Genomic DNA, 22,961 nt, shown 5'->3' with positions numbered 1-22,961 from the left:
AGATCATGGCATCGACGTCCAACCCGCTCACCCTGCCCGTGCTGCCGCTCGATGACGAGGTCGTGCTGCCGGGAATGGTGGTTCCCCTGGACCTGTCCGATACCGACGTACGCGCCGCGGTGGAGGCCGCCCAGGCTGCCGCCCGTTCCAGCGGCATCAGCAGCAACAGCGGCAACAGCGGCAACAAGCCGCAGGTGCTTCTCGTTCCGCGTATCGACGGCACGTACGCCGCCACCGGCGTCCTGGGCACCGTCGAGCAGGTCGGGCGGCTCTCCGACGGTGACCCCGGCGCCCTGATCCGCGGCCGCAGCCGCGTCCAGATCGGCGCCGGGACGACCGGACCCGGTGCCGCGCTGTGGGTCGAGGGCACGGGCGTCGACGAGACGCTCCCCGACCCGCTCCCCGGAGCCGTCACCGAGCTGGTGAAGGAGTACAAGGCCCTCGCCACCACCTGGCTGAAGAAGCGCGGCGCCTGGCAGGTCGTCGACCGCGTCCAGCAGATCGACGGCGTCTCCGCCCTCGCCGACAACTCCGGCTACTCACCCTTCCTCACCACCGCCCAGAAGGTCGAGCTGCTCGAGACCGCCGACCCGGTGGTCCGCCTCAAGCTCGCCGTGAAGTGGCTCAGCGAGCACCTCGCCGAGCAGGACGTCGCCGAGTCCATCGCCAAGGACGTGCAGGAAGGCGTCGACAAGCAGCAGCGCGAGTTCCTGCTGCGCCGCCAGCTCGACGCCGTACGCAAGGAGCTGCGCGAGATCAACGGCAAGGAGGGCGAGGACGAGTCCGACGACTACCGGACCCGCGTCGAAGCCGCCGACCTCCCCGAGAAGGTCCGCGAGGCTGCTCTCAAGGAGGTCGACAAGCTGGAGCGGTCGTCGGACCAGTCGCCGGAGGGGTCGTGGATCCGGACCTGGCTCGACACCGTCCTCGAACTTCCCTGGACCGAGCGGACCGAGGACCAGTACGACATCCGCGGCGCCAAGGAGATCCTCGACGCCGAGCACGCCGGCCTGGACGACGTGAAGGAGCGCATCACCGAGTACCTGGCCGTGCGCAAGCGCCGGGCCGACCGAGGCCTCGGCGTCGTCGGCGGCCGTCGCGGCGGCGCGGTGCTGGCACTCGTGGGCCCGCCCGGTGTCGGCAAGACGTCACTCGGCGAGTCCGTCGCGCACGCGATGGGGCGCAAGTTCGTACGGGTCGCGCTCGGCGGCGTACGCGACGAGGCGGAGATCCGCGGACACCGTCGTACGTACGTCGGCGCTCTTCCCGGGCGGATCGTGCGCGCCATCAAGGAAGCCGGGTCGATGAACCCCGTCGTCCTCCTCGACGAGATCGACAAGGTTGGCTCCGACTTCCGCGGCGACCCCGCCGCCGCGCTGCTCGAAGTCCTCGACCCCGCCCAGAACCACACCTTCCGCGACCACTACCTGGAGGTCGAGCTCGACCTCTCCGACGTCGTCTTCCTCGCCACCGCCAACGTCCTGGAGGCCATCCCCGAGGCCCTGCTCGACCGCATGGAGCTGGTCAGGCTCGACGGCTACACGGAGGACGAGAAGGTCGTCATCGCCCGCGACCACCTGCTGCCGCGCCAGCTGGAGCGGTCCGGACTGGAGCCCGGCGAGGTGACCCTCGACGACTCCGCGCTGCGCAAGCTGGCGGGTGAGTACACCCGTGAGGCGGGCGTACGGAACCTGGAGCGGTCGGTGGCACGCCTCCTGCGCAAGGTGGCGGCCCAGCACGAGCTCGGCGAGCAGAAGCTCCCGCTCACGATCACGGACGGTGACCTCCGTGCCCTGATCGGCCGGCCCCACCACGTCCCCGAGTCCGCCCAGGACCCGTCGGAGCGCCGTACGGCCGTTCCGGGCGTGGCCACGGGTCTCGCGGTCACGGGTGCGGGCGGCGACGTCCTCTTCGTCGAGGCGTCCCTCGCGGACGAGGAGACGGGTGGCGCGGGGCTGACCCTGACCGGCCAGCTCGGCGACGTCATGAAGGAGTCCGCCCAGATCGCGCTCTCCTTCCTCCGCTCGCACGGCGCGGAGCTGGAACTGCCGGTGGCGGACCTGAAGGACCGGAGCGTACACATCCACTTCCCGGCGGGCGCAGTGCCGAAGGACGGTCCGAGCGCGGGCATCACCATGACGACCGCCCTCGCGTCGCTGCTGTCCGGGCGGCTGGTCCGTACGGACGTGGCCATGACGGGCGAGGTGTCCCTGACCGGGCGCGTCCTGCCGATCGGCGGCCTGAAGCAGAAGCTGCTGGCCGCACACCGGGCGGGTACGACGACGGTCGTGATCCCGAAGCGGAACGAGGCCGACCTGGATGACGTACCGGCCGAGATCCTCGACAAGCTGGAGATCCACCCGGTGACGGACGTCCGCCAGGTCCTGGAGATCGCCCTGGCTCCGGCAGAAGTGCGGGTGCCGGCGGCGGCGTGACGGACGTCGCCGGTGGCCCGGCTGTGGCGGCCCCCCTGCTCCTCTCGGCCGAGTCTCACCCGAGTCTCGGCCGAGGGGACGGGGGGCTTCCGCGCGAAAGGGCACGTAATCGGATACAACGGAGGTAGGCGCGAACGGCGGGCGAGGGCAATAACGAACGAGGGCGACAGCGAGGGCGAGGTGGCGGCATGGGCGTTCCCGAGCGGCTCACGGTGGCCGTCGGCCTTCTCGACGTACGTCACGAAGACCGCGTACTGGAGATCGGCTGTGGGCGCGGTGTCGCCGCCGGGCTGATCCTGGAGGGCCTGCCGAGCGGCGCGTACGTGGGCCTGGACCGCTCCGAGGTGGCTGTCGCGGCCGCGAGCGAGCGCAATGCCGAGGCCGTGGCGGCAGGCAGGGCCACGTTCGTCCACACCGCGCTCGCCGACGCGGACCCCGACACGCTCGGCCGCTTCGACAAGATCCTCGCGGTCGACGTCAACGCCTTCTGGACCGGACCGGCCGCGCGCGAGCTGGAGGTCGTCACCCGTCTGCTCCACCCGTCGGGCAGCCTGGTGCTCTGTTACGTTCCGCCGGATCCGGCGCAGGTCGCCAAGGTGAAGGGGCTGCTGCTCACGCACCTGAGCGACGCCGGGTTCATCGCCACCGCGACGACGCACGCTCTCGCGGACGGCGCGTCCTTGCTGGCGGTGGTCGGGGCGGTCGCACAGCTGCCGGGGGACTGACGGCTTCCGTACGGGTCCCTGTACGGGTCCCTGTACGCGTCCCTGTACGCGTCCCTGTACCGGTCCCGCGGTGGCCGCGGGACCGGGTTTCGGCGGATCAGCCGTAGGCGAGGGCCTGTACGCGGTCGAGGGCACCGTTGAACTTGTTGTGGTCGCCGACTATCGGACCTGTGGAGGTGTACTGCCACATGGTCTGTACGCCCCAGCCGGCCGGGAGTTCGCCCACGGTCGTGTTGTACCGGGCGATCCACAGCGGGTTGACGGAGCCGAAGCCGGCGTAGTTGCCGGTGCAGGTCTTCCACCAGCTGGTCGCCGTGTAGATGACGGCGTCACGGCCGGTGCGGGCCTTGTAGGTGTTGAGGAAGTCGCGGATCCAGGCGACCATCCCGCTCTGCGTCTTGCCGTAGCACTGCGCGCCGTAGGGGTTCCACTCGATGTCGAGCGCACCGGGCAGCGTCCTGCCGTCGCGCGACCAGCCGCCGCCGTTGTCCACGAAGTAGTTGGCCTGGTTGGCGCCGGTGGAGTCGTTCGGGGTCGCGAAGTGGTACGCGCCGCGGATCATGCCGACGTTGTACGAGCCGTTGTACTGCTGCCCGAAGTAGGGATTCTTGTAGTAGTTCCCCTCGGTGGCCTTCACGTAGGCCCACTTCACGCCGCTCGACCACAGGGATGCCCAGTTGACGTTGCCCTGGTGGCTGCTGACGTCCACGCCCTCGGTCTGGGTGACGCGGGTGTCGCGCGGCAGGCCGCCCTGGCCGTCGTGCTTGATGACGCCCATGCCCATGTGGGCGGAGCCGGGTTCAGGCTTCTTGGCGGCGGCGGTGGTCGCGGCTGCGGTCGCGGTGGCGGTGGCGGTGGCCGCACCCGGCAGGGTCACGACGAGAGCGAGCGCGGAGAGGATGGAGAGGAGAATCCCGGCCGCCGCGGTGTGCGGGCGGCGGGCCGTTCCGGATCTGTGCACGGGCATTGCGTGCCTCCGAAAGGCTCGGTGGGGGATACAGAACAGGTCTGGGGCGACCTGTCGACAAAGCCACTGGTGTGGGCATGTCATGCATGAAGCTACGCACGTAGACAGGGGGTGCGGAAGAGGGGCCGGGTGCCGCCGTTGGTCTACTCCTGCGAAATACTGACCGAGCTGCGGCAATGGCCGCTGGTGAAAGAAATATTCAGGGTGAGGAAAGCGCGCAATGAGTTCTGACGTGCACGGTAACGGAAGAGCGGATGACGGGCGCACGCCGGAGGCGAGTGGTGTGGACCACGAATTCCTCGCGCTGGAACGAGAATTGGCGCTCTTTCTGCGCCGGGCCCGCGCGTCCTCCGGCGACATGGCCCGCGAAGTCCACCCCGATCTGGAGCCGGCGGCGTACGGGCTGCTCGTACGGCTCGACGAGGTGGACCGGCAGCGGGCCACGGAGCTGGCCGCGTGGTTCGGTGTGGGCAAGGCGACGATGAGCCGGCAGCTGCGGGCCCTGGAGAGCCTCGGCCTGGTCACGCGCGAGCCGGACCCGGCCGATGGCCGGGCCTCGTTGGTCGCCCTCACCGATGAGGGGCGGGCTCGCTTCCGGCGAGTACGGGACGCGCGGCGCGCCCGGTACGTACGCAAGCTGGCCGGCTGGGACCGGGCGGAGGTGGCGGAACTGGCGCGGCTGCTGCACCAGTTGAATGAGCGGGCGGAAGGGTAGCCACCGGGGGTGGCCGGGGCTCCGCCCCAGGCCCTGGTCCTCACGCGTCGGACGGGCTGGAATTGCCGGGGGTGGCTGGGGCTCTGCCCCAGGCTCCGGTCCTCAAGCGTCGGGCGGGTTGGAATTGCCGGGGGTGGCTGGGGCTCCGCCTAGGCCCCGGTCCTCAAGCGTCGGATGGGCTGGGATTGCCGGGGATGGGTGGGGCTCCGCCTAGGCCCCGGTCCTCGAGCGTCGGGCGGGTTGGGATTGCCGGGGGTGGGTGGGGCTCCGCCCCGGGTCCCGGTCCTCAAGCGTCGGACGGGTTGGAATTGCCGGGGGTAGCCGGGGCTCCGCCCCAGGCCCCGCTCCTCACGCGTCGGAGGGCTGAAAGGTGCCCAGGGGCGCCTCACACCTCCGCGAAAATCACCGCCGCGTCATCATGGCGCTTCCAACGGCGTACCAGTGGCGTAGTCGCCTCCTCGTGCTCCAGCGCCCGCACGCGGTCGATCAGGCCCTGCGCGCCCTCCTTGCGCAGTACGCCCACGCACTCCACCCAGTCCCCCGCGCCGAACATGTCCACCCACCGCGTCACCCCGTCGCTCAGCGCCGCCATCGCCCGCACCTCTGCCCGGGCGGTCACTCCCGTCACTGCCCGCGCCGCCACCGCCGGATCCGCGGCGGCCGTGAAGAAGCCGCCCTCGGTGTTGCGCAGGGCGTCGGTCGCGGCGAGCGAGGACAGCACCTCCGGGGGGACGAGGTCCAGGCGGTCGTCGAGCACCGCTCGCACCGTGCCGTCCGGGGACTCCAGCAGCAGTGCCGAGTCCGACAGCACCAGGTGTTCGATCTCGTCCGCGCCCCAGCGCGCCAGGACCACCGTCGCCTGGGGCGTACGGACGTGAGAAAGGTCACACGTGTCGCGGTGGGCATCGGCGGTGCGCCGAATTGCCTCCGCCAGGACCTCGGCAAGGGTCAAATCCCGCCGCGAAGCGGACAATTCGATCAGCGCGCCACCGAGCCCCGCCGTGAACCAGGGCACCGAATGCCGGCACCCGTAGTCGCCCGCCGGAGGCGTCACGCCATCCAGCAGAACGAGCGCCCCACCCTGGCCTGCGGCAGGCAGAGCGACAGACGCCCAGTCCTCGTTGGGGCGTTCGGGGTCGCCGGGGGCGGTGGCCAGTTCGAAGCGCATGCGGCCAAGTCTGCCTGAGGGCGCGGCAAGGCAGCCGGGTGACGCCCGATGGCTTCCCTGCGGCGCCCAATTGGCCCGTACCAGCAGGTCGCAGACGGGTTTATGGGCGGAATGACACACTCCGCGAAGCTGCGGGGGCGCATCCTGCCAAAGCCCGGGCGGAACTTCCAACCGGCGCTCCGTACGCCCGCGAGACGAATGGGATCGGGAGTTGTTCGCCAACTCCTGAGTGATGTTCACTCGTTCGGGTGGCGGAGCGCGTGCTGCGCGCCTTCTTCCCAAAAGCACTGGAATGGTCTGAAGCCATTCGAGCCGTTACCGGGGTGGTGCGGGGCGCTCTTGAGTGACCGGTCGTCACCTCGGCCACGTGAGCAGACGAGTCAAGCAAGAATGCGAGCACCGGTGCAGAAAAAGCGGCCTCGGGGCGATAGCGGTAATGGCGAGCGGACCGAACGCACCGTACGGGTACGCAGCCGGCTGGTCGCCGGCGTGGCCCTCGTCGGCGTCACCGTCCTCGCCGCCGGTACGCCCGCCATCCTCAGCGCCTCCTCCGAACTCTCCGATTCCCAGCGCCTGGTCACCCTCGCCGAACTGAACCGGCAGGCGGTCACGCTCGCCCACTCCCTCGCCGACGAACGCGACGACGTCACCGCGTACATCGCGGCCGGACGCGGCGGCGAGGGCGGTGGCGAGAGCAGCGGCGAGGGCGGAAACAAGGGCGCCACCGGGCTCTCGGAGACCCGCAGCGCCCGCGTCGACCGCCAGATGGACGAGATCGAGCTCGCAGCCCCCGCCGGCCTGCGCCGCGACCTCGCCAGGATCCCCGGCATCCGCCGGGACGCCCTGAGCGGCGAGGGCACCGCGCTGGAGGCCCACAGGGCGTACAGCGGCGCGATCGAGAAGCTCCAGGACCTCGCCGACGAGCTCGCCGACAAGACGCCCCCGCGCGCCGCCGAGGCCACCCGCGCGCCCGCCGCGCTCGGCCAGGCCGTCGAGCAGGCCGCCGCCACCCGCGGACTGCTCCTCGCCGCGCTGTCCGTGCCGCGCGAGAACACCGGCAACCGCATCGACCCCATCACCGGACTCCTCGTCCCCGCCGAGGAGGATCCGAACTCCGAGAGCGTCCGGACCCGCAACGCCCTCAGCGCCGCGGCCCAGCAGTCGCGCGTACGCGAACTCGCCGCGCTCGCGGACTTCGACCAGGCGGCCGGACACGACGCCCGCGAGTCCCTCAAGACCACCGTCACGGGACCCGAGGTCAAGACGGCCGAGCAGTTCCTCACGAGCCTCACCGACCAGCCCCAGCTCTCCGACGCCGAGCTCAGCACCGACCGCGCCAAGGCCGAGGCCGCACTGTCGGCCCGTATCAACCTGATGCGCGGAGTCGAATCCTCCATCGGCTCGGCTCAGGTCGCCCGCCTCTCCCAGCTGCGCGACGACGACGTCACCGCCCTGGAGATCCGGATCGCCCTGGCCGGCGCCTGCCTGCTGTTCGCCGTCGGCGTCAGCACCGCCGTCGCCCGTACGCTCACCCGCCCGCTGGCCGTGCTGCGCCTCGGCGCGGCGAGGCTGGCCGCCGAACCGGAGGCGCAGGCCGCGGGCGAGGCCGTCGAGCCGGTCCGCTTCACCGGCCGCAACGACGAATTCGCCCAGGTCGTACGCTCCCTCAACACCCTGCACGGCCGGCTCGCCGAGGTCGGCGCCCGCGCGGAGAAGCTCGCCGGTGACCGTACGCACCTGATCGGCCAGCGCGAGACCCTCGCCACCCAGCGCGCCGAACTCCAGGAGCAGGTCGCCGAGGCCGCCGCGCAGCTGGAGCGCATGCGCCACACGGTCAACTCCACCTTCGTGAACCTCTCGCTGCGCACGCTCGGCGTCGTCGAGCGCCAGCTCGGCGTCATCGAGACCCTGGAGGAGCGCGAGCAGGACCCGGAGCGCCTCGCGACCCTCTTCAAGCTCGACCACATGGCGACCGTCATGCGCCGCCACGGCGAGAACCTGCTGGTCCTGGCCGGTACGGAGCACGGGCAGGGGCAGCAGGCCCCGGTGCCGATCGTCGACGTACTGCGCGCGGCCGTCAGCGAGATCGAGCGGTACGAGCGGGTGGCCATCCAGTCGATCCCGCCGCACGCCCAGGTCGCGGGCTTCGCCGCCAACGACCTCAGCCATCTCCTCGCCGAACTCCTGGAGAACGCCACCTCGTTCTCCCCGCCCGACGCCAAGGTCGAGCTCTCCGGCTGGCTGCTGGAGAGCGGCGAGGTCATGCTCTCCGTACAGGACGAGGGCATCGGCGTGCCGCCGGACCGGCTCACCGACCTGAACGCGCGGCTCGCCGCTCCGGGTTCGTACGAGCCGGGCGACGGCACCGACGGCGGCATCGGCCTGCACGTGGCCGCGCTGCTGGCGGCCCGGCACGGCGTACGGGTGACGCTGCGGGAGCAGAAGCAGGGCGGCGTCGCCGCCGTCGTCGTACTGCCTGACGCACTGCTGCCTTCCGCGCCGCCGATCGCGGCGCCGCCCGTGGTGCCGATGGCCGGGGACGCCCCCACGCTGAACCTCCCCGGGTCGGTCGCGGAGGCCAACTCCAACGCGCTGCCGGGGCGCTCCGATGCGCTGCCGGTGCCGGACCCGCTGGTGGCGGCGGCAGAGCGGACGATCCGCGAGGACGAGCAGAACGCAGAGAACGCCTCTGAGAGCTCGGAGCTCGATACGCCCGCCCCCGGCCCGTACGACATCGGCCCCGACACGCATGAGCGCGCCGCCGACGGGGACGCCGACACCCCGGCCCCTGTCGACGAAGAGACCTGGACGATGCGGCTGCCTCAGCAGGCCCCCGCGCCCCAGAGCGAGATGGACACGCAGACGGCGGAAGCCGACGACGACGCCCCCGCCCCCGCGCCGACAAAGGTCGAGCCGGTCACCGACAAGGGGCTGCCCAAGCGCACCCCCAAGGTCGTGCAGTCCGGCCCCGCAGAGCCCGAGGAGCGCTCCGGCAGCGTCGACGCGGACGCCCTGCGGCGTCGGCTCGGCGGCTTTCACCAGGGCGCGATCAAGGGCCGCCGCGACGTCGAGGCAGAGATCTCAGCCAACACCGGAACAGAGACAGAGACGAAAACAGAGACAGAAAAAGAGACCGGCACCGATTCCAAGGGGGACACAGTTGAGGAGGCACGCAGTTGACTGCGTCCAGCACGTTCGGGCTGAGTAGCGAAGCCCGTAATCTCCATTGGCTGTTGAGTAACCTCGTCGACGAAGTACCGGGTCTCCTCTCGGTCGCCGTCGTGTCGTCCGACGGGCTGCTCCTCCTGTCCTCCGACCCGGAGCGGAACGTCGGACCGACCGCCCCGTCCGTCCGCCAGGACGGCCCGAAGGGTTCGAGCGCCGACCTGGCGACCATCGTCTCGGGCCTCGCCAGCCTCACCCAGGGAGCGGCGAAGCTGATGGACGGCGGCGGCGTCAAGCAGACGATGATCGCGATGGAGTCGGGCAGCGTCTTCGTCATGGCGATCAGCGACGGCTCGCTGCTCGGCGTGCACGGCTCGCCTGACTGCGACATGAGCGTCGTGGCGTACCACATGGCGCTCTTCGTCGGCCGCGCCGGCCACGTCCTCACCCCCGAACTCCGCAGTGAGCTGCGCAAATCGTTGGAGAGCGCCCTGTGACGCCGTCCACCACCGCCAAACTTCCGGTACGGGGCGACGGCCGCAGGCCCGCCCGCGTACGCCCGTACTCGCTCACCGGCGGTCGCACCCGCTTCACGCACGTCCTGCTCGTCGAGACGTTCGTCGCGGCGATCGAAGCGTCCGAGGAGCGGCGCGAGCTGACCAACGGCGGCCTCCAGACGCGCGTCATGCCGGAGATGCGGGCGATCGTCGAGCTGTGCCGCCGCATGCGTACGGTCGCGGAGATCTCCGCACTGCTGAAGATGCCGCTGGGCGTCGTCCGCGTGCTGCTCAGCGACTTGGCAGACCAGGGAAAGATCCGTGTGTACGGGACCGGGCACGCGCCCGGCCAGCCGAACCGCGCGCTGCTCGAAAGGGTGCTGAGTGGACTCCGCCGTCTCTGAAACCGAGACCTTCCACGCCCGCGCCACCGGGCACACACCGCCGGTCCCGCCCCAGCCTCAGGTGCCCCTGTCGACCCTCCCGCCCGAGGCGGACGAGGGCGCCCGGGACTGGCAGACCGACCGCACCCGGGCCCCGATAGCCACCAAGATCGTGGTTGCCGGCGGCTTCGGCGTAGGCAAGACGACCTTCGTCGGTTCGGTCTCGGAGATCACCCCGCTCAAGACCGAGGCGGTGATGACCACCGCGAGCGAGGAGACCGACGATCTCACCGCGACGCCGGACAAGACCCACACCACCGTGGCGATGGACTTCGGCCGTGTCACGCTCGACGACGACCTCGTGCTGTACGTCTTCGGGACGCCCGGCCAGCAGCGGTTCTGGTTCATGTGGGACGACCTGGTGCGCGGCGCGATCGGCGCGGTCGTCATGGCCGACACGCGCCGGCTGTCCGACTGCTTCCCGGCGCTCGACTACTTCGAGAGCTGCGGGCTGCCGTACATCGTCGCCGTGAACCACTTCGAGGGAACGGCGGCGTACGAGGCCGAGGACGTCAGGGAAGCCCTGACCGTGCCGCCGCACGTACCGGTCGTGATCATGGACGCACGCAAGCGGATCACGGTGGTCGAGTCGCTGCTCGCCCTCGTCGGCCACGCGCTCGCCGTCACGCCCGAATAGTGCCGTACCCCCGAATAGCTACTCAACGGAGAACCCCGCCATGCGGAAGATACTCATAGTCGGAGCCGGACAGTCCGGTCTCCAGCTCGCCCTCGGACTCCAGACCCGTGGGTACGAGGTCACCCTGATGTCCAACCGCACGGCGGACGAGATCCGGTCGGGCCGGGTCATGTCGACGCAGTGCATGTTCCACACCGCCCTCCAGCACGAGCGCGACCTCCAGATCAACTTCTGGGAGTCGCAGGCGCCGAAGATCGAGGGCCTCGGCGTCTCGGTCGCGGCCCCCACTGTGTCTGATTCAAAGACGGGGTCCCGCGCGATCGACTGGGTCGGAAAGCTGGACGGTTACGCCCAGTCCGTCGATCAGCGCGTGAAGATGGCCGGCTGGATGGAGACGTTCGCGCAGCGCGGCGGGCAGCTCGTCATCCACGGCGCGGCGGTCTCCGACCTCGACTACTTCTCCCGTACGTACGACCTGGTCATGGTGTCGGCGGGCAAGGGCGAGCTGGTCTCGATGTTCGGCCGCGACGCGTCCCGTTCGCCGTACGACGCCCCGCAGCGCGCACTCGCTGTGGCGTACGTCCACGGGCTCGGCCCGCGCCCCGAGCACCCTGACTTCGAGGCGGTCCGCTGCAACCTGGTGCCGGGCGTCGGCGAGCTCTTCGTCATGCCGACGCTCACCACTTCGGGCCGCGCGGACATCCTCTTCTGGGAGGGCATCCCGGGCGGCCCGTTGGACGTGTTCAAGGGAGTGAAGGACCCCTCCGAGCACCTGTCCCTCACCCTGGAACTGATGGAGAAGTTCCTGCCGTGGGAGTACGCACGCGCGACGAAGGTCGAACTGACCGACGCGAACGGCACGCTGGCCGGCCGGTACGCACCGACGGTCCGCAACCCCATCGGCCGGCTGCCGGGCGGGGGCCTCGTCCTCGGCGTCGCGGACGTGGTCGTCGCGAACGACCCGGTCACGGGCCAGGGCTCGAACTCCGCGTCGAAGTGCGCGGCGTCGTACCTCTCCTCCATCACGTCCCACGGCGACAAGCCGTTCGACGAGGCGTGGATGCGGTCGACGTTCGACCGCTACTGGGACACGGCGCAGCACGTCACCAAGTGGACGAACGCGATGCTGGGCGTCCCGCCGGAGCACGTCCTCAACCTGATCGGCGCGGCGGGCGGCCTCCAGCCGGTGGCCGACCGCTTCGCGAACGGCTTCAACGACCCGTCGGACTTCGAGAACTTCTTCTACGACCCGGACAAGACGGCGGCGTACCTGTCCTCGGTCACCGGCGCATGACGGGCTTCTGACCAGCGGTCTCGCTGTCGTTGCAGAAGGAGCCGGACCCCCAGCCCTGACCGGCTGGGGGTCTTCTCATCCTGTCTGATGAGGTTCTCAACCTCTCTCCCACGGGGCCGTGAAGGTGCACACCGGCACGCCGTCCAATGTGCCGGGGCAAACGAGCGTTTCGTAGCGCCCGTCTCCGAGCACGGCCCTGCCCCTGCTGAGAGCCTCGCTCAAGTCGATGTCGACGCCCGGTTCTCGGTACAGCGTCGCCTTCGGGCTGCGCTTTGTCGATGACGTGGGTGCTGACCATTGCCTTCTGGTACCCCATGGGGCAGTCCCCCGTTTCGGGGCGCGCAGGGCTACGGCGCCGGGGCCGTTTCCTCCCCGTACCCCCTGTCCTCGCCCGCCGACGCGCCGCGTGGAAGCTTCGGTGGGGTGTAGGACGGGAGTGGCTTCAGCAGGGGATCCGGGCGGACCGCGCCCAGCAGTGGGTTCGCCGCGATCGGGGAGACCTTGACCCGGGCTCCGGGGCGCGGGGCCTGGATGACCTGGCCCTTGCCGATGTAGATCGCCACATGGGTCGCCTTGGGGAAGTAGATCACCAGGTCACCGGGCCGCAGCTCCCGCAGCGAAACCTTCGGCAGCTGCCGCCACTGCTCCTGGCTCGTCCGGGGGATCTCGCGCCCCGCATGCGCCCACGCCTGCGACGTGAGCCCCGAGCAGTCGAAGGACCCCGGCCCCTCCGCACCCCACACGTACGGCTTCCCGATCTGCCGTACGGCGTACTCCAGCGCCCGGCCGCCCAGCCGCGACGGCGCCCGCGTGGCGGCGGAGCCAGGGTTGCCGAGCGCGCCCGAGGCGAGCAGGTCGCGCTGCGCCACGCCGGTGTTCCGCTCCTCCAGCCGCGCCAGGTCGGCGAGCTGTTCCTCGGTCAGCGAGGCCAGCAGCTCCTCGACCTCGCCCAGCCGCGCCCGTACCGCGTCGCGCTGCTTCTTCTGCTTTCTGGCGAGCGTCTGCTGCTTGTCGAGCGCGTACCGCGCCCTGGTCGCCAGCTCGTCCGCCCGCCGCTCTCCGCTCTCCAGCCGCGCGATCGTCGCCGCCCGGTCGTCCGCGGCTCGCTGGAGCACGTGGCCCTGGTCCAGCGCGTGCTGCGGGTCCTTCGCCAGCAGCAGCCGCAGGTACGGGGAGAGGTCGCTACGGCCCTGGTACTGCTCGCGGGCCAGCCGGCCCGCCGCGCCCCGGCTCTCGGCGAGCGCGATCCGGGCCCTGGACAGGCCCTTGGTCACCTTCTTGACCTCGCGCAGCTGCTTCTTGACGGACTCCTCCGTCGCTTTGTACGTCTCACTGGCTTCTTCGGCCCGCTGGTACAGCTTCTGGAGCTCCGTCAGCAGCTCCGCGACGGTCGCCTCCCCGGGCGCCGACGCGGGCGCGGAAAGCGGTGGGGAGGGAGGGCGAGGAGGCGAGGGAGCGGACGGTACCGCCGCGGTGACTGGGGCCGGTAGTGCCGTGAGCACTGTGGCGGCGGCCAGCGCCACCGTACAGACGGACAGGGAGAGTCTGCCTGACACGTCATCACCTCCGGTTCGCGGCCGGGCGGTCCGGCCCTTAGGTGATGATGTGCGGCGGTATCGAGACCGCGAGCGGGTTACTGGGCGGGTTGGGCCAACGCCGTCACCCGCCGAGGGGCAATCCGCAACGCCACCGGCGTGGCTCCCGCGTGCCTAGCCGAGCTTGGCCAGCTGCGCGTCGATGGCGGCCTTCGGCTGCTCCGTCTTGCCCGTGAGGCTGACCGCGAAGAAGGACACCACCGCGTTGCCCTTGCGCACCGTCACCAGCTGGGACGTGCCGACCGCACCGTCCTGGTCGGTCGTCACCGTGAAGGCGACCGCCTCGTCACCACCGGCGTAGGTGCCGGGGGCGAGCTTCGTCACCTTCGTCTTGTCCGAGCCGGCGGTCATGGTGAAGCCGCCGGCGCAGGCCTCGCCCGCGGTGCGCAGCCCGGCGAGCGCCTCCTGGGCACCCTTGCCCTCGTACGAGCCCAGCCCGTCCGACATGAGCACCGTCTTGCCCAGGGCGGCCAGGCCGGCCTCCGCCTTCTCCTCGGTCGTAGCGTCCTTGGCCGGCTTCTCGGGCAGGGTGGAGATCTTGCGCGACGTGGTCGCGGCGGGCGAGCCCACGGGCTTGAGCATCATCGCGTCGACGAGCGGCTTGCACTCGGCCTTGTCGCTGGTGGCGGTCTTCGCCAGGGCGACCTCCGCCTTCGAGGGCTCGGTGACCTTGTGGTTCTTCAGGTCACCCTCCGCCAGGACGAGCTTGTCCAGCTCGGCCTGCGACAGGGCCTTCGTGGCCGACCCGTCGGCCGCGCCTCCCTTGCCCTTGCCCTCGGGGGCGGCATCAGCGGGCTTGTCGGCCCCGCAGGCGCTGACGAGCAGGGCCAGCGAGATCGCGGAGGCGGCGACGGCGGTACGGCGGACAGTGGTGCGGCGCATGAGACAGCATTCCTCTGGTTCGGTGAGCTCGGTCGGCTCGGTGATCTGCGGTGAACAACGTTCCCCCCGCGCGAGGTTCACCCATCCCGGTGACACGCGGAATCTGTTGTGACCAGTGAATCTACGGCCTGCGTCGCCCAAATGATCAACGAATTACACTCGTCCGCGCGATTGTGACGCCTGCGCAATCCCAGAGGGATTCAATCGAGACGCGTTCCCGTACAACCGTTGCTTTGATCATCAAGCGATCTCAGGAATCCCGGTGTTTCCGCCGGAATGGTCCGTAACGGTCTCACCAGAGCGCGAGTTGCGCGCCAGTGTCCTGTTGACGGTCTCCCGTTTCTTTCCCGGCCCGGGGGCTGGGGATCGCGCCACCTGCCCGCCCCGTCCCGGCCTTGCGGCGCGGGCGGGTGGTGCGGGTCTTCCGGTCGGCTCCACGGGGCTTCGACTCCGCCTTGGCGGGGTCCAGGTCTCCGGCCACTCCGGTACCTGTCGTGCGGGCCGCGAGGGCGACCAGGTTGTGTCCGGCGTTGGCGTCCCGGTCGAGGACGAGGCCGCAGTTGTCGCACTCGAAGACGCGCATGCTGAGGGGCAGCTTGGCTTTCACCACACCGCAGCGCGAGCAGGTCTTCGAGGAGGGGAACCAGCGGTCGGCGACGACGAGTCGCGTGCCGTGCCGCCGGGTCTTGTAGGTGAGCTGGCGTGGGATCTCGCCGAACGCGGCATCCGCGACGCGGCGGGACAGGCGCCGGTTGCGGCCCATTCCACCGACGTTGAGGTCTTCGACGACGATCGTGCCGTACTCGGAGGCGAGGCGGGTCGTCATCTTGTGGAGGGTGTCCTCGCGGAGGTTCGCGACCCGGTGATGGATCTTGTTCCGCGCCTGGTGGGCCTTCTCCCAGCGCTTCGACGCCTGCTGCCCGGTGCACCGCTCAGGGCCGCGGCGGCGCGAGACGACACGGTCGGCGCGGCGCAGCTGCTTGTGTGCGCGATCGAGGTGGCGTGGGTTGAGTTCTGCGCTGAGGACACCGTCGCTGTCCGCGAGGACCGCGAGGGTCTTGATGCCGAGGTCGATACCGACCGCCGCATCCGGACGGGCAACCTTCAGCAGCTCGTGCTTCTCCTCGACCTGCAACGACACGAACCAGCGCCCCCGGTCCAGACGCACCGTCGCAGACAGGATCCGCATGTTCCCCGCGTCGATGAGGGCCCGCAGGTCAGCCCGGTGCTCGTGGAGGCGGACCGTGCCGATCCTGGGCAGGGTGACGTGCCTGCCGTCCGGCTCGATACGGATCGTTCCGGTAGTGAACCGGCAGGCCAGGCGTGCTGTCCGCTTCACTTTGAAGCGCGGGACACCCATCCTTGGGCCCTTGCGCTTACCGCTCTTCGACTTCGCGTAGTTGTCGAACGCCGCCGACGCGTTGGCCAGGCCGGTGTTGTATGCCTCCTTGGAGTTCTCCTCCCACCAGTCGGCGAAGCGCGGGTTGGTGCGCTTGTCCTCGTTGAACGCCTTCCGCAGCGAGGGCAGCGACCACGACCGCCACTCAGTCAGCTCGTCCTCGGGGATGCCATAAGACTGCTCGGCCTTCCGCTGCCACCACACGGCGGTGATGTACGCGACGGCCCAGTTGTACGCGGCCCGCGCCCCGCCTCCGTGCGAATGCAGGTGGCGGTTGGTCGTGGCGTTCGGGTCCAGCGCCAGCTTGTGCGCGAGGACGGTGAAGCCGGGCTGCGGCTTGAACTTCTTCATCCGGCCACCTCCGGGCCGGTGGCGACGGCGACGGCCCGGGTGACGCGATTCTTCGCGGAGCGGCGGCCGTACAGACGGGCGCACATCGAGGTCAGGACCTCGGTGATGTCCCGTACGAGGTCGTCGGCGCTCTCCGCCGGGTCAAGGACGATTAGGCGCCGTCCCGTGGCCGAGAGAGCGGCCTCCAGGTGCTCGACGCCGAACCGGGCGAGGCGGTCGCGGTGCTCGACCACGATCGTACCCACACCCGGGTCGGCGAGCAGGCGGTGCAGCTTGCGTCGGCGCCCGTTCAAGCCGGAGCCGACCTCCGTCACCACGTCAGCGACCGCGAGTCCCTGGTCCGTTGCGCCCTGCACGGCCCGGGCGACCTGGCGCTCCAGGTCCGCTTTCTGGTCACCGGACGAGACACGGCAGTACGCCACGACCCGCCCGGCGGCCTGCGGGGCGGGCTCGGTCACGAGCCATGTACCGGACGGCGTCTGGACTACCGGGACCGGCATACGGCCCTCTTCAGGATATTCACTGACGATGGCGGATATCCCCTGAAGGAAATGGGAACTATTGTTCCCCTTCAACGCTTCAGTTCAGGGGGAGCGCGTAGAAGTTGCGGCCGCGCCACAGCACGGCTCCGGTGTCGGACGTCTGTGCCCGGTACGGGGCCCGGGTGTCCGGCGCGCCCGGCGCCGTGACGCCGGAGTCCTGGAACTTCCACAACCGCCGCCCGTCGCGTGCGCCGATCGCGGTGGCCTGTGTCGCGTTGAGCGCGAAGACCGTGCGGCCGCTGTCGCTGAGGATGATCCGGGGGGTGGCCCGGCCGGGGTACTCCGTGGAGCGCTTCCACTGCTGGGCGCCGGATGCCGTGTCGACGGCGTACACGTCGTTGTATCCGTCGGCGACGTACAGCGTTCTGCCGCGCACGACGCCGTCGCCGAAGCCGAAGGGGGCGTCGCCTGCGGGGCCCGAGGCGTTCTTGAGCCTCCAGAGCTTCTTGCCGCTGCGGGTGTCGTACGCCCGCAAGCGGCCGTCGTCCGCCGCATAGAGCCGGCCTGACGGGTCGTCGGTGGCTCCCGCGTCGGGGCGTACGCCGGTGAAGAACTTGCGCCACAGGGTCTTGCCGGTCCTGCGGTCGATGAGGACGAAGGCCGCCTTGCCCTTCGCCTTCTTCGTCTGGTCCGCGGTGAGCGAGTCGGTGTCCTGGCGTACGAGCAGGCTGCCGGGGCGGATGCCGACCGCCTCGTAGCGGGGGACGGTGCCGGGGCGGCCGTTCGGCATCTCGGTGCGCCACAGTTCCTTGCGTGCGGCCATGTCGTACGCGAAGAGGTAGGTCCGCGTGCGCGTCACCTTGTCCTTCTTCCCGTCGAGCGTCTCGACCCTCCCGGAGAACCAGACGACGGGGCCGTCCGCGGCCACCTTCCAGCCCAGGGTGACTCGGGTGTCCTGCTGGCCCTTGGCGAGGAGGGGCTCGTACGGCGCACGATGCTTGACCACCCCGTCCTTCGCGGACAGCCAGAGGAAGTCGGACGCCGTGACGATGAAGCAGTGGGTGTCGTCGGCGGCTTCGGGGCCGTAATCCGTACCGGCGGCCTTCTGCTCCCAGAGCGGGCGTCCGGTACGCAGATCCAGGGCGGTCGTCAGTTCCTCACCGGGGATCAGGAGCACCTGATCGCGCCAGATGCGGGGGGTCGGACCGCCGGCCGTGAGGGTCAGGGGGTGCTGGTAGTGCCAGAGGGGGTCCGGGGCGACACCGGGCAGCGGTTTGCGGCGGGCGGCCGGCTTGGCGTCGTCCCCGTCGGTCCGGGGTGAGGGCGCGTTGTCCTCGTCGCCGCCGGAGAAGGCCAGTGCTCCGGCGCCGCCCACGACGAGCCCTGCGGCGCCGGCCGCGACGCCGGTGAACAGGGCGCGCCGGCTCAGGCCGCCGGGGAGGGGGCGGGGGCCTGAGCCGGTGCGAGCGGGTGCGGTTGCCGGCATCGGTGCGAGTTGGGCGTATTGCTGCTGCTGCGCCGGCTGCGTGGGAGTCGGGGGTACGGCGGTGGCGGGTGGGAGGGCGAGGGCGGTGGCGGGGTGGGTGAGGGCGGGCGCGGGCCCGCGTCGCGGTGCGCGCAGGCGCCGGGTCAGGCCGCTGTCGACGTCTGCGGCGCCGGTGGGGCCTGCGGCGCTTTCCCCTACCGGCCCCTCCCCGGCTGTGACATGTGCGGCTCCGCCGCGTGAGGGGGCAGGCCCCTGGGCCCCCGGACCACACAGACGCCCGCCGGGCGTGTCCTCAATCGCCGGACGGGCTTGATTTTGCTGAGCTGGACTTGCAGCTGGCCCTACCAGCCCGTCCGGCGTTTGAGGACCGGGGTCCGGGGCAGAGCCCCGGGTCCGGGAAGGGGCGGGTAGGGGAACAAGGCTCTGTGCCCCCGCACTCGCCACCGGCTCCAGCGCCGTCGCCTGTTCCGCCAGGGCCGACAGCAGGCGGCTGGGAAGCCACCCGTGGCGGGCCAGGGCTGCCGCGCCCTCCAGGGCCAGTTCCGCTGCCAGCGCGCCGGGCGCCGGGCGGTCCGCCGGGGACTTGGCCAGGCAGCGGGCGATCAGCGTGCGCAGTTCACCCGGCACGGCGGCCAGTTCGGGCTCCGCGTGCGCGATGCGGTCGGCGGCCGCGTCCTGCGGGCCCGCCGCCCACGGCGTCGCCCCGGTAGCGGCGTACGCCAGGAGCAGCCCGAGGACGAACATGTCGGACGCGGGGCCCGGCTCCTGGCCCGCCAGCTGCTCCGGGGTGAGGTAGCCGAGGCGTACGGACAACTGGCCGCCGGGGCCCGCTTCGGCGGCCGCCGCCGCGCCCAGCGCGCCGAACGCCGTCAGGCGCGGCCCGTCGGCAGCCAGCAGCACGGTGTCGGCGGCGAGGCCGTGCAGTACGGCGCCGGTGGCGTGCACCCGGGACAGGGTCTCGGCGAGCGCGGCGCCCAGGATGCGTACGGCCCGCTCCGGCAGCGGCCCGGCGAGCGCGACCGCCTCGGCGAGTGTCAGCGCGGGGATGTATGGGGTCGCCGTCCACAATTCGGGGCCCTCGGTTCGCGACCCGAGCGGGGCCTGCACCCAGCCACCGGCCAGCCGTTCGGCCGTCTGTGCCTCCGCCTGGAACCGGCGGCGGAACGCGGGCAGGCCCGCCAGCTCCGGCCGGGCCACCGCGACCACCACCGTCGCACCGTCGTCGGGGGCCTGCGCCAGGTACTGCACGGCGCTCGCGGTCTCGCGCAGGCGCAACAGCAGGGCGTACGGCCCGACTCGGCGTGGATCGTCCTGACGCAGCGCCTCCAAGGCGCACCCCCCGTGGTCACCGTGATCACCGCGATCACCGTGCCGGAGCCACTGGCGCTCTGCGGTCACAGTGGCCACGTCCGGCACAACCGCCGATCTTATGAGGTGCTGTCCGGTTTCGACCAGGGCCACCGGGGCCGGTGGCGCTCGCGCCCGCCCGGCGCGTACTCGTACTTCCAGCCGCGCTGAAGACCCAGCCGCTTGCTGTACCCGGCGGGAACGCGCAGGTACGCGTGCACGGTCGGCGGGCCGCCGTCCTCGTCCGGCACGGGCACCTCGTACCACTTCGGCGGGTGTCCGGTCGGCCCGACCAGGACCGGCAGCACCCGCCCGTCCAGGGGGCCACCCACGAAGGGCGTGTTCTCGCTTCTCACGGTGCCAGTGTTACAGGGTCACAGGAGGTGCGCCGCCTCCGCGATCACCGGGATCACCCGCCGCGCCAGCACCCCCGCCGGGCCGTCCGCCGTCTCCGTCGCCAGCGCCGCGCGCGTCACGGCCGCCGTCTGGGCGTCCGTCGCCGCGGTCACGGTCAGCAGGGCGATGAAGTGGTCGACCAGCCAGTCCCGCAACTCGCCCGCCGGCGGCTGCTTGTCCTCGTCCAGCCAGATGAGGGAGGCCGCCTCGACGGCCGTGATCCAGGTGCGGACCATCATCCGCAGCCGCGGCCCGGCCGCACCCGCGACGCCGACGCCGAGATGCGTCAGGATCTGCTCGGCCGCGGCCCGCCGCACCCCGTCGACCGTGGCGGTCGTACGGGACGTCTCGGCGACGCTGCCGCCCTGGAGCAGGGCGCTGAACCCCGTGTCGTGCTGGTCGACGAAGGTCAGGTAGCGGTCGAGGGCGCGGGTGAGACGCCGGGTGAGCGGGCCCGTCTGCGGCTCGGCGAAGCACAGTTTCAGCTCGTCGGCGGCCGAGCCGAGCGCGGCCTCGTACAACTGCTGCTTGCCGCCCGGGAAGTAGCGGTACACGAGCGGCCGCGACACCCCGGCCGCCTCGGCCACGTCGTCCAGCGACACCTCCTCGGGCGCCCGGTGCGCGAAGAGCGACAGGGCGGCGCCGAGGAGCTGACGGCGACGCTCCTCGACGCTGAGTCTGCGGTACGCGGGGGTGGTGGCTGGGGTCGTCGCTGCCGGGGTCATGTCGGCAGCGTAACCCCACATTTCACCGTTTACGCGAGGAGTCCCGAGCTCTTCCAGAGCCTGCGGCCGACGCCCTGGAGCACACCGATGTCGTCCAGGAAGTCGGTGAGCCGCCTGGCGCCGTTCTGCATGACCTCCGTGCGGTGGCCGCTCGCCCTGACCTGGGCGACGGCCTCGCGGCGGTCGAGGCCGACGTTCTCGTACACCTTCGGATTGACGAAGCAGGTGGAGAAGACGCGGGCAGCCTCGCCGCAGCTCACGCGGGTGAGTTCGCGTTCCCAGGCGGGCGCGGTCACCATCTGGCGGCGCAGCTCCTCCCGGGCGTACCGGACATGGCGGGCCTCCTCGACCACGTGGATGCGGGTCACGCCGCGCACGAGGGTCTGGACGCGCTCGTCCGGGAACGTCAGGCGCTGCATCCAGTCGAGGATCTCCTCGCCGAGGAGGGTGGCCGCGAAGGACCCGGGTGTGGTCGAGACGGTCTTCAGGACGCGCGCCAGATTGTGGTAGAGCCGCGGCACCGGGTACGAGGGGGCGCCGCCCTTCTGGATCATCTTGGCGAACATCATCGAGTGCCGGCATTCGTCGGCGATCTCGGTGAGCGCGTAGCGCACGTGGTTGCTGGTCACGGACTTGTCGTAGATGTGCCGGACCAGCAGCTGCATCAGGATGATCTCGAACCAGATGCCGAGGGACGCGAGTGACGCGGCCTCGTGCCGTGCCAGGTCCATGCGCTGCTCCTCGGACATCTTCCGCCAGAGCGGAGTGTCGTAGAGCGATACGAGCTCGGGCGGCCAGAACCACTTGCCTTCCTCGATCGGGGCGGCCCAGTCGAGTTCCGTCTCAGGGTCGAAGGAGTGCTTGGCGGACGACTCCAGCAGGCGCTCGGCGACCTGCTCACGGTCCTTGAGGAGGCCGAGTGCGTCCCTGAGTACGTCGCGTTCGGTCACTGTCGTCATGGCGGGGGGCACCTCACGAGTGGGTTACCGGCGGATACGTCTTATGAGACTGCTTGTCAGCAAGACAGTCAATCCCTTGCGCATGACTTGTTGACCCGTCGTCTATCAGCGTGTGAGTCTGCCAACTGTCCAGTGTGTGCCGGGATATGAGGCAAGGAGGCGTCAGTGTCGACGCACGAGCTCTACACCAAGGCCCCGTCGGACCCCCTGTGGCAGGTGCCGGCCTCGGGCGCCGCGCGCTTCAGCTGGGAGTACGACGAAGGGCGCGCCCGCCTCCTCGCCCTCTACCAGAAGGGCAAGGACAAGCAGTGGGACGGCGCGACCCGCATCGACTGGGACCTCGAGGTCGACCCGTACGATCCGCTCGGCACCCCCGACGAGTCGCTCAGCCTCTACGGCACCCGCCACTGGGCGAAGATGACCGAGAAGGACAAGGGCGAACTGCGCCGGCACTACTCCTCCTGGCAGTTCAGCCAGTTCCTGCACGGCGAGCAGGGCGCGATGGTGTGCGCGGCCCGGATCGTCGAGTCCGTCCCCGACCTCGACGCGAAGCTGTACTCCGCGACCCAGACCATGGACGAGGCCAGGCACGCGGAGATCTACAGCCGCTTCCTGCACGAGAAGGTCGGGATGCTCTACCCGGTCAACGACAGCCTCCAGGGCCTGCTGGGCGACACCCTCCGCGACTCCCGCTGGGACATGCCGTACCTGGGCATGCAGGTCCTCATCGAGGGCCTCGCCCTCGCTGCCTTCGGCATGATCCGCGACACCACGGACAAACCCCTGCCCAAGCAGATCCTCGCGTACGTCATGCAGGACGAGGCCCGGCATGTGGCCTTCGGCCGGATGGCGCTGCGCGACTACTACAAGCAGCTGTCCGACGCCGAACTGCGCGAGCGAGAGGAGTTCGTCATCGAGGGCTGCTACCTGATGCGCGACCGGCTGCGCGGCGTCGAAGTCCTGGAGAACTTCGGCATCGCCAAGCAGGAGGCGCAGGAGTACTCCGAGCAGTCCGAGTTCCTGCACCTCTTCCGGCAACTGCTGTTCAGCCGCATCGTGCCGTGCGTCAAGGACATCGGTCTGTGGGGCGAGCGGCTGCAGAAGGCCTACCTCGACATGGGCGTGTTCGAGATGGGTAACTCAAATCTGGACCTCCTCATGACCCAGGACGAGGAGATCGCCGAAGCACTCGACAAGCAGCGTTTCGAGGCGGAGGACGCGGAACGGGTGGCGGAGATCGACGCGGCGATCGCGGCGGGGGCGGAGGAGGAGCGGGTGAACGTTTCATAGCGG

At 70.7% G+C, this 22,961-nt stretch carries 19 protein-coding genes and 1 pseudogene; 9 read left to right on the top strand and 11 right to left on the bottom strand.

Features of this window, described 5'->3' with window-relative positions; genetic code table 11:
- The first annotated feature begins 5 nt into the window (after positions 1-5).
- Positions 6-2,435, top strand: a complete 2,430-nt coding sequence (lon, locus tag ABZX79_RS26530) for an endopeptidase La (protein ID WP_355262593.1) — start codon at positions 6-8, stop codon at positions 2,433-2,435.
- A 188-nt stretch (positions 2,436-2,623) separates the two neighbouring features.
- Positions 2,624-3,160, top strand: coding sequence for a class I SAM-dependent methyltransferase (locus ABZX79_RS26525; RefSeq protein WP_355262590.1), 537 nt, complete (start codon positions 2,624-2,626; stop codon positions 3,158-3,160).
- Between the two features lie 97 nt (positions 3,161-3,257).
- Here the strand turns inward: ABZX79_RS26525 and ABZX79_RS26520 are convergent, their stop codons facing one another.
- Entirely contained in the window at positions 3,258-4,127 is an 870-nt protein-coding gene (locus tag ABZX79_RS26520; RefSeq protein WP_355262587.1) for a lysozyme, read from the bottom strand.
- Between the two features lie 220 nt (positions 4,128-4,347).
- On the opposite strand from ABZX79_RS26520, the gene ABZX79_RS26515 reads away from it, so the two are divergent.
- On the top strand, positions 4,348-4,842 hold the full coding sequence (locus ABZX79_RS26515) for a MarR family transcriptional regulator (protein WP_214971762.1): 495 nt from the start codon (positions 4,348-4,350) through the stop codon (positions 4,840-4,842).
- Between the two features lie 385 nt (positions 4,843-5,227).
- Here ABZX79_RS26515 and ABZX79_RS26510 read toward each other — a convergent pair whose 3' ends face one another.
- A complete protein-coding gene (locus ABZX79_RS26510; protein WP_355262583.1) occupies positions 5,228-6,010 on the bottom strand; it encodes a hypothetical protein in 783 nt (260 codons plus the stop codon).
- Positions 6,011-6,400: 390 nt separating this feature from the next.
- Here ABZX79_RS26510 and ABZX79_RS26505 point away from each other — a divergent pair, with 390 nt between their 5' ends.
- From ABZX79_RS26505 to ABZX79_RS26485, 5 genes are all read left to right on the top strand, one after another.
- Positions 6,401-9,190, top strand: a complete 2,790-nt coding sequence (locus ABZX79_RS26505; protein WP_355262580.1) for a nitrate- and nitrite sensing domain-containing protein — start codon at positions 6,401-6,403, stop codon at positions 9,188-9,190.
- Complete coding sequence (locus ABZX79_RS26500; protein ID WP_355262578.1) at positions 9,187-9,672, top strand: roadblock/LC7 domain-containing protein; 486 nt, start codon at positions 9,187-9,189, stop codon at positions 9,670-9,672. Before ABZX79_RS26505 ends, ABZX79_RS26500 begins: the two co-directional genes overlap by 4 nt.
- Entirely contained in the window at positions 9,669-10,076 is a 408-nt protein-coding gene (locus tag ABZX79_RS26495; protein WP_214971774.1) for a DUF742 domain-containing protein, read from the top strand. The genes ABZX79_RS26500 and ABZX79_RS26495 overlap by 4 nt, the downstream gene beginning before the upstream one ends.
- A gap of 67 nt (positions 10,077-10,143) precedes the next feature.
- Complete coding sequence (locus ABZX79_RS26490) at positions 10,144-10,752, top strand: ATP/GTP-binding protein (RefSeq protein ID WP_251060370.1); 609 nt, start codon at positions 10,144-10,146, stop codon at positions 10,750-10,752.
- Positions 10,753-10,792: 40 nt separating this feature from the next.
- Positions 10,793-12,046 (top strand): styrene monooxygenase/indole monooxygenase family protein, encoded by a 1,254-nt coding sequence (locus tag ABZX79_RS26485; protein ID WP_355262574.1) that lies wholly within the window; start codon positions 10,793-10,795, stop codon positions 12,044-12,046.
- A gap of 108 nt (positions 12,047-12,154) precedes the next feature.
- On the opposite strand, the pseudogene ABZX79_RS26480 reads toward ABZX79_RS26485, so the two are convergent.
- The 9 genes and pseudogenes from ABZX79_RS26480 to ABZX79_RS26440 all read right to left on the bottom strand — a co-directional run.
- Positions 12,155-12,295 (bottom strand): annotated as a pseudogene (locus ABZX79_RS26480) (histone deacetylase); the annotation flags it as partial.
- Positions 12,296-12,393: 98 nt separating this feature from the next.
- Positions 12,394-13,602 (bottom strand): NlpC/P60 family protein, encoded by a 1,209-nt coding sequence (locus ABZX79_RS26475; RefSeq protein WP_355262571.1) that lies wholly within the window; start codon positions 13,600-13,602, stop codon positions 12,394-12,396.
- Between the two features lie 153 nt (positions 13,603-13,755).
- Entirely contained in the window at positions 13,756-14,523 is a 768-nt protein-coding gene (locus ABZX79_RS26470; RefSeq protein ID WP_355262568.1) for a hypothetical protein, read from the bottom strand.
- A gap of 292 nt (positions 14,524-14,815) precedes the next feature.
- Positions 14,816-16,273, bottom strand: a complete 1,458-nt coding sequence (gene tnpB / locus ABZX79_RS26465) for an IS607 family element RNA-guided endonuclease TnpB (RefSeq protein WP_355262565.1) — start codon at positions 16,271-16,273, stop codon at positions 14,816-14,818.
- Positions 16,270-16,848, bottom strand: a complete 579-nt coding sequence (locus tag ABZX79_RS26460; RefSeq protein WP_355262562.1) for an IS607 family transposase — start codon at positions 16,846-16,848, stop codon at positions 16,270-16,272. The genes tnpB and ABZX79_RS26460 overlap by 4 nt, the downstream gene beginning before the upstream one ends.
- 4 nt (positions 16,849-16,852) lie before the next feature.
- Complete coding sequence (locus tag ABZX79_RS26455) at positions 16,853-19,570, bottom strand: PQQ-binding-like beta-propeller repeat protein (RefSeq protein WP_355262559.1); 2,718 nt, start codon at positions 19,568-19,570, stop codon at positions 16,853-16,855.
- Positions 19,571-19,668: 98 nt separating this feature from the next.
- Positions 19,669-19,944, bottom strand: a complete 276-nt coding sequence (locus ABZX79_RS26450; protein ID WP_355262556.1) for a hypothetical protein — start codon at positions 19,942-19,944, stop codon at positions 19,669-19,671.
- Between the two features lie 18 nt (positions 19,945-19,962).
- Positions 19,963-20,709 carry a helix-turn-helix domain-containing protein gene (locus ABZX79_RS26445; protein WP_355262553.1) on the bottom strand — a complete coding sequence of 249 codons (747 nt, stop codon included), beginning with the start codon at positions 20,707-20,709 and terminating at the stop codon, positions 19,963-19,965.
- Between the two features lie 29 nt (positions 20,710-20,738).
- Positions 20,739-21,668, bottom strand: coding sequence for a diiron oxygenase (locus ABZX79_RS26440; protein WP_355262550.1), 930 nt, complete (start codon positions 21,666-21,668; stop codon positions 20,739-20,741).
- Positions 21,669-21,833: 165 nt separating this feature from the next.
- Between ABZX79_RS26440 and ABZX79_RS26435 the strand changes: the two genes are divergently transcribed.
- Entirely contained in the window at positions 21,834-22,958 is a 1,125-nt protein-coding gene (locus ABZX79_RS26435; RefSeq protein ID WP_355262547.1) for a ferritin-like domain-containing protein, read from the top strand.
- Positions 22,959-22,961 lie beyond the last annotated feature (3 nt).

The organism is Streptomyces sp. NPDC002994 (genome assembly GCF_040611155.1).
GTDB lineage: Bacteria > Actinomycetota > Actinomycetes > Streptomycetales > Streptomycetaceae > Streptomyces.
This window is presented reverse-complemented; position numbering and strand designations above follow the sequence as displayed.

Coding starts and splice junctions, on each gene's coding strand:
- ABZX79_RS26520 (WP_355262587.1), bottom strand. CDS start 4,127: ATGCCCGTGCACAGATCCGGAACGGCCCGCCGCCCGCACACCGCGGCG.
- ABZX79_RS26470 (WP_355262568.1), bottom strand. CDS start 14,523: ATGCGCCGCACCACTGTCCGCCGTACCGCCGTCGCCGCCTCCGCGATC.
- ABZX79_RS26485 (WP_355262574.1), top strand. CDS start 10,793: ATGCGGAAGATACTCATAGTCGGAGCCGGACAGTCCGGTCTCCAGCTC.
- ABZX79_RS26510 (WP_355262583.1), bottom strand. CDS start 6,010: ATGCGCTTCGAACTGGCCACCGCCCCCGGCGACCCCGAACGCCCCAAC.
- ABZX79_RS26505 (WP_355262580.1), top strand. CDS start 6,401: ATGCGAGCACCGGTGCAGAAAAAGCGGCCTCGGGGCGATAGCGGTAAT.
- lon (WP_355262593.1), top strand. CDS start 6: ATGGCATCGACGTCCAACCCGCTCACCCTGCCCGTGCTGCCGCTCGAT.
- tnpB (WP_355262565.1), bottom strand. CDS start 16,273: ATGAAGAAGTTCAAGCCGCAGCCCGGCTTCACCGTCCTCGCGCACAAG.
- ABZX79_RS26445 (WP_355262553.1), bottom strand. CDS start 20,709: ATGACCCCGGCAGCGACGACCCCAGCCACCACCCCCGCGTACCGCAGA.
- ABZX79_RS26525 (WP_355262590.1), top strand. CDS start 2,624: ATGGGCGTTCCCGAGCGGCTCACGGTGGCCGTCGGCCTTCTCGACGTA.
- ABZX79_RS26440 (WP_355262550.1), bottom strand. CDS start 21,668: ATGACGACAGTGACCGAACGCGACGTACTCAGGGACGCACTCGGCCTC.
- ABZX79_RS26515 (WP_214971762.1), top strand. CDS start 4,348: ATGAGTTCTGACGTGCACGGTAACGGAAGAGCGGATGACGGGCGCACG.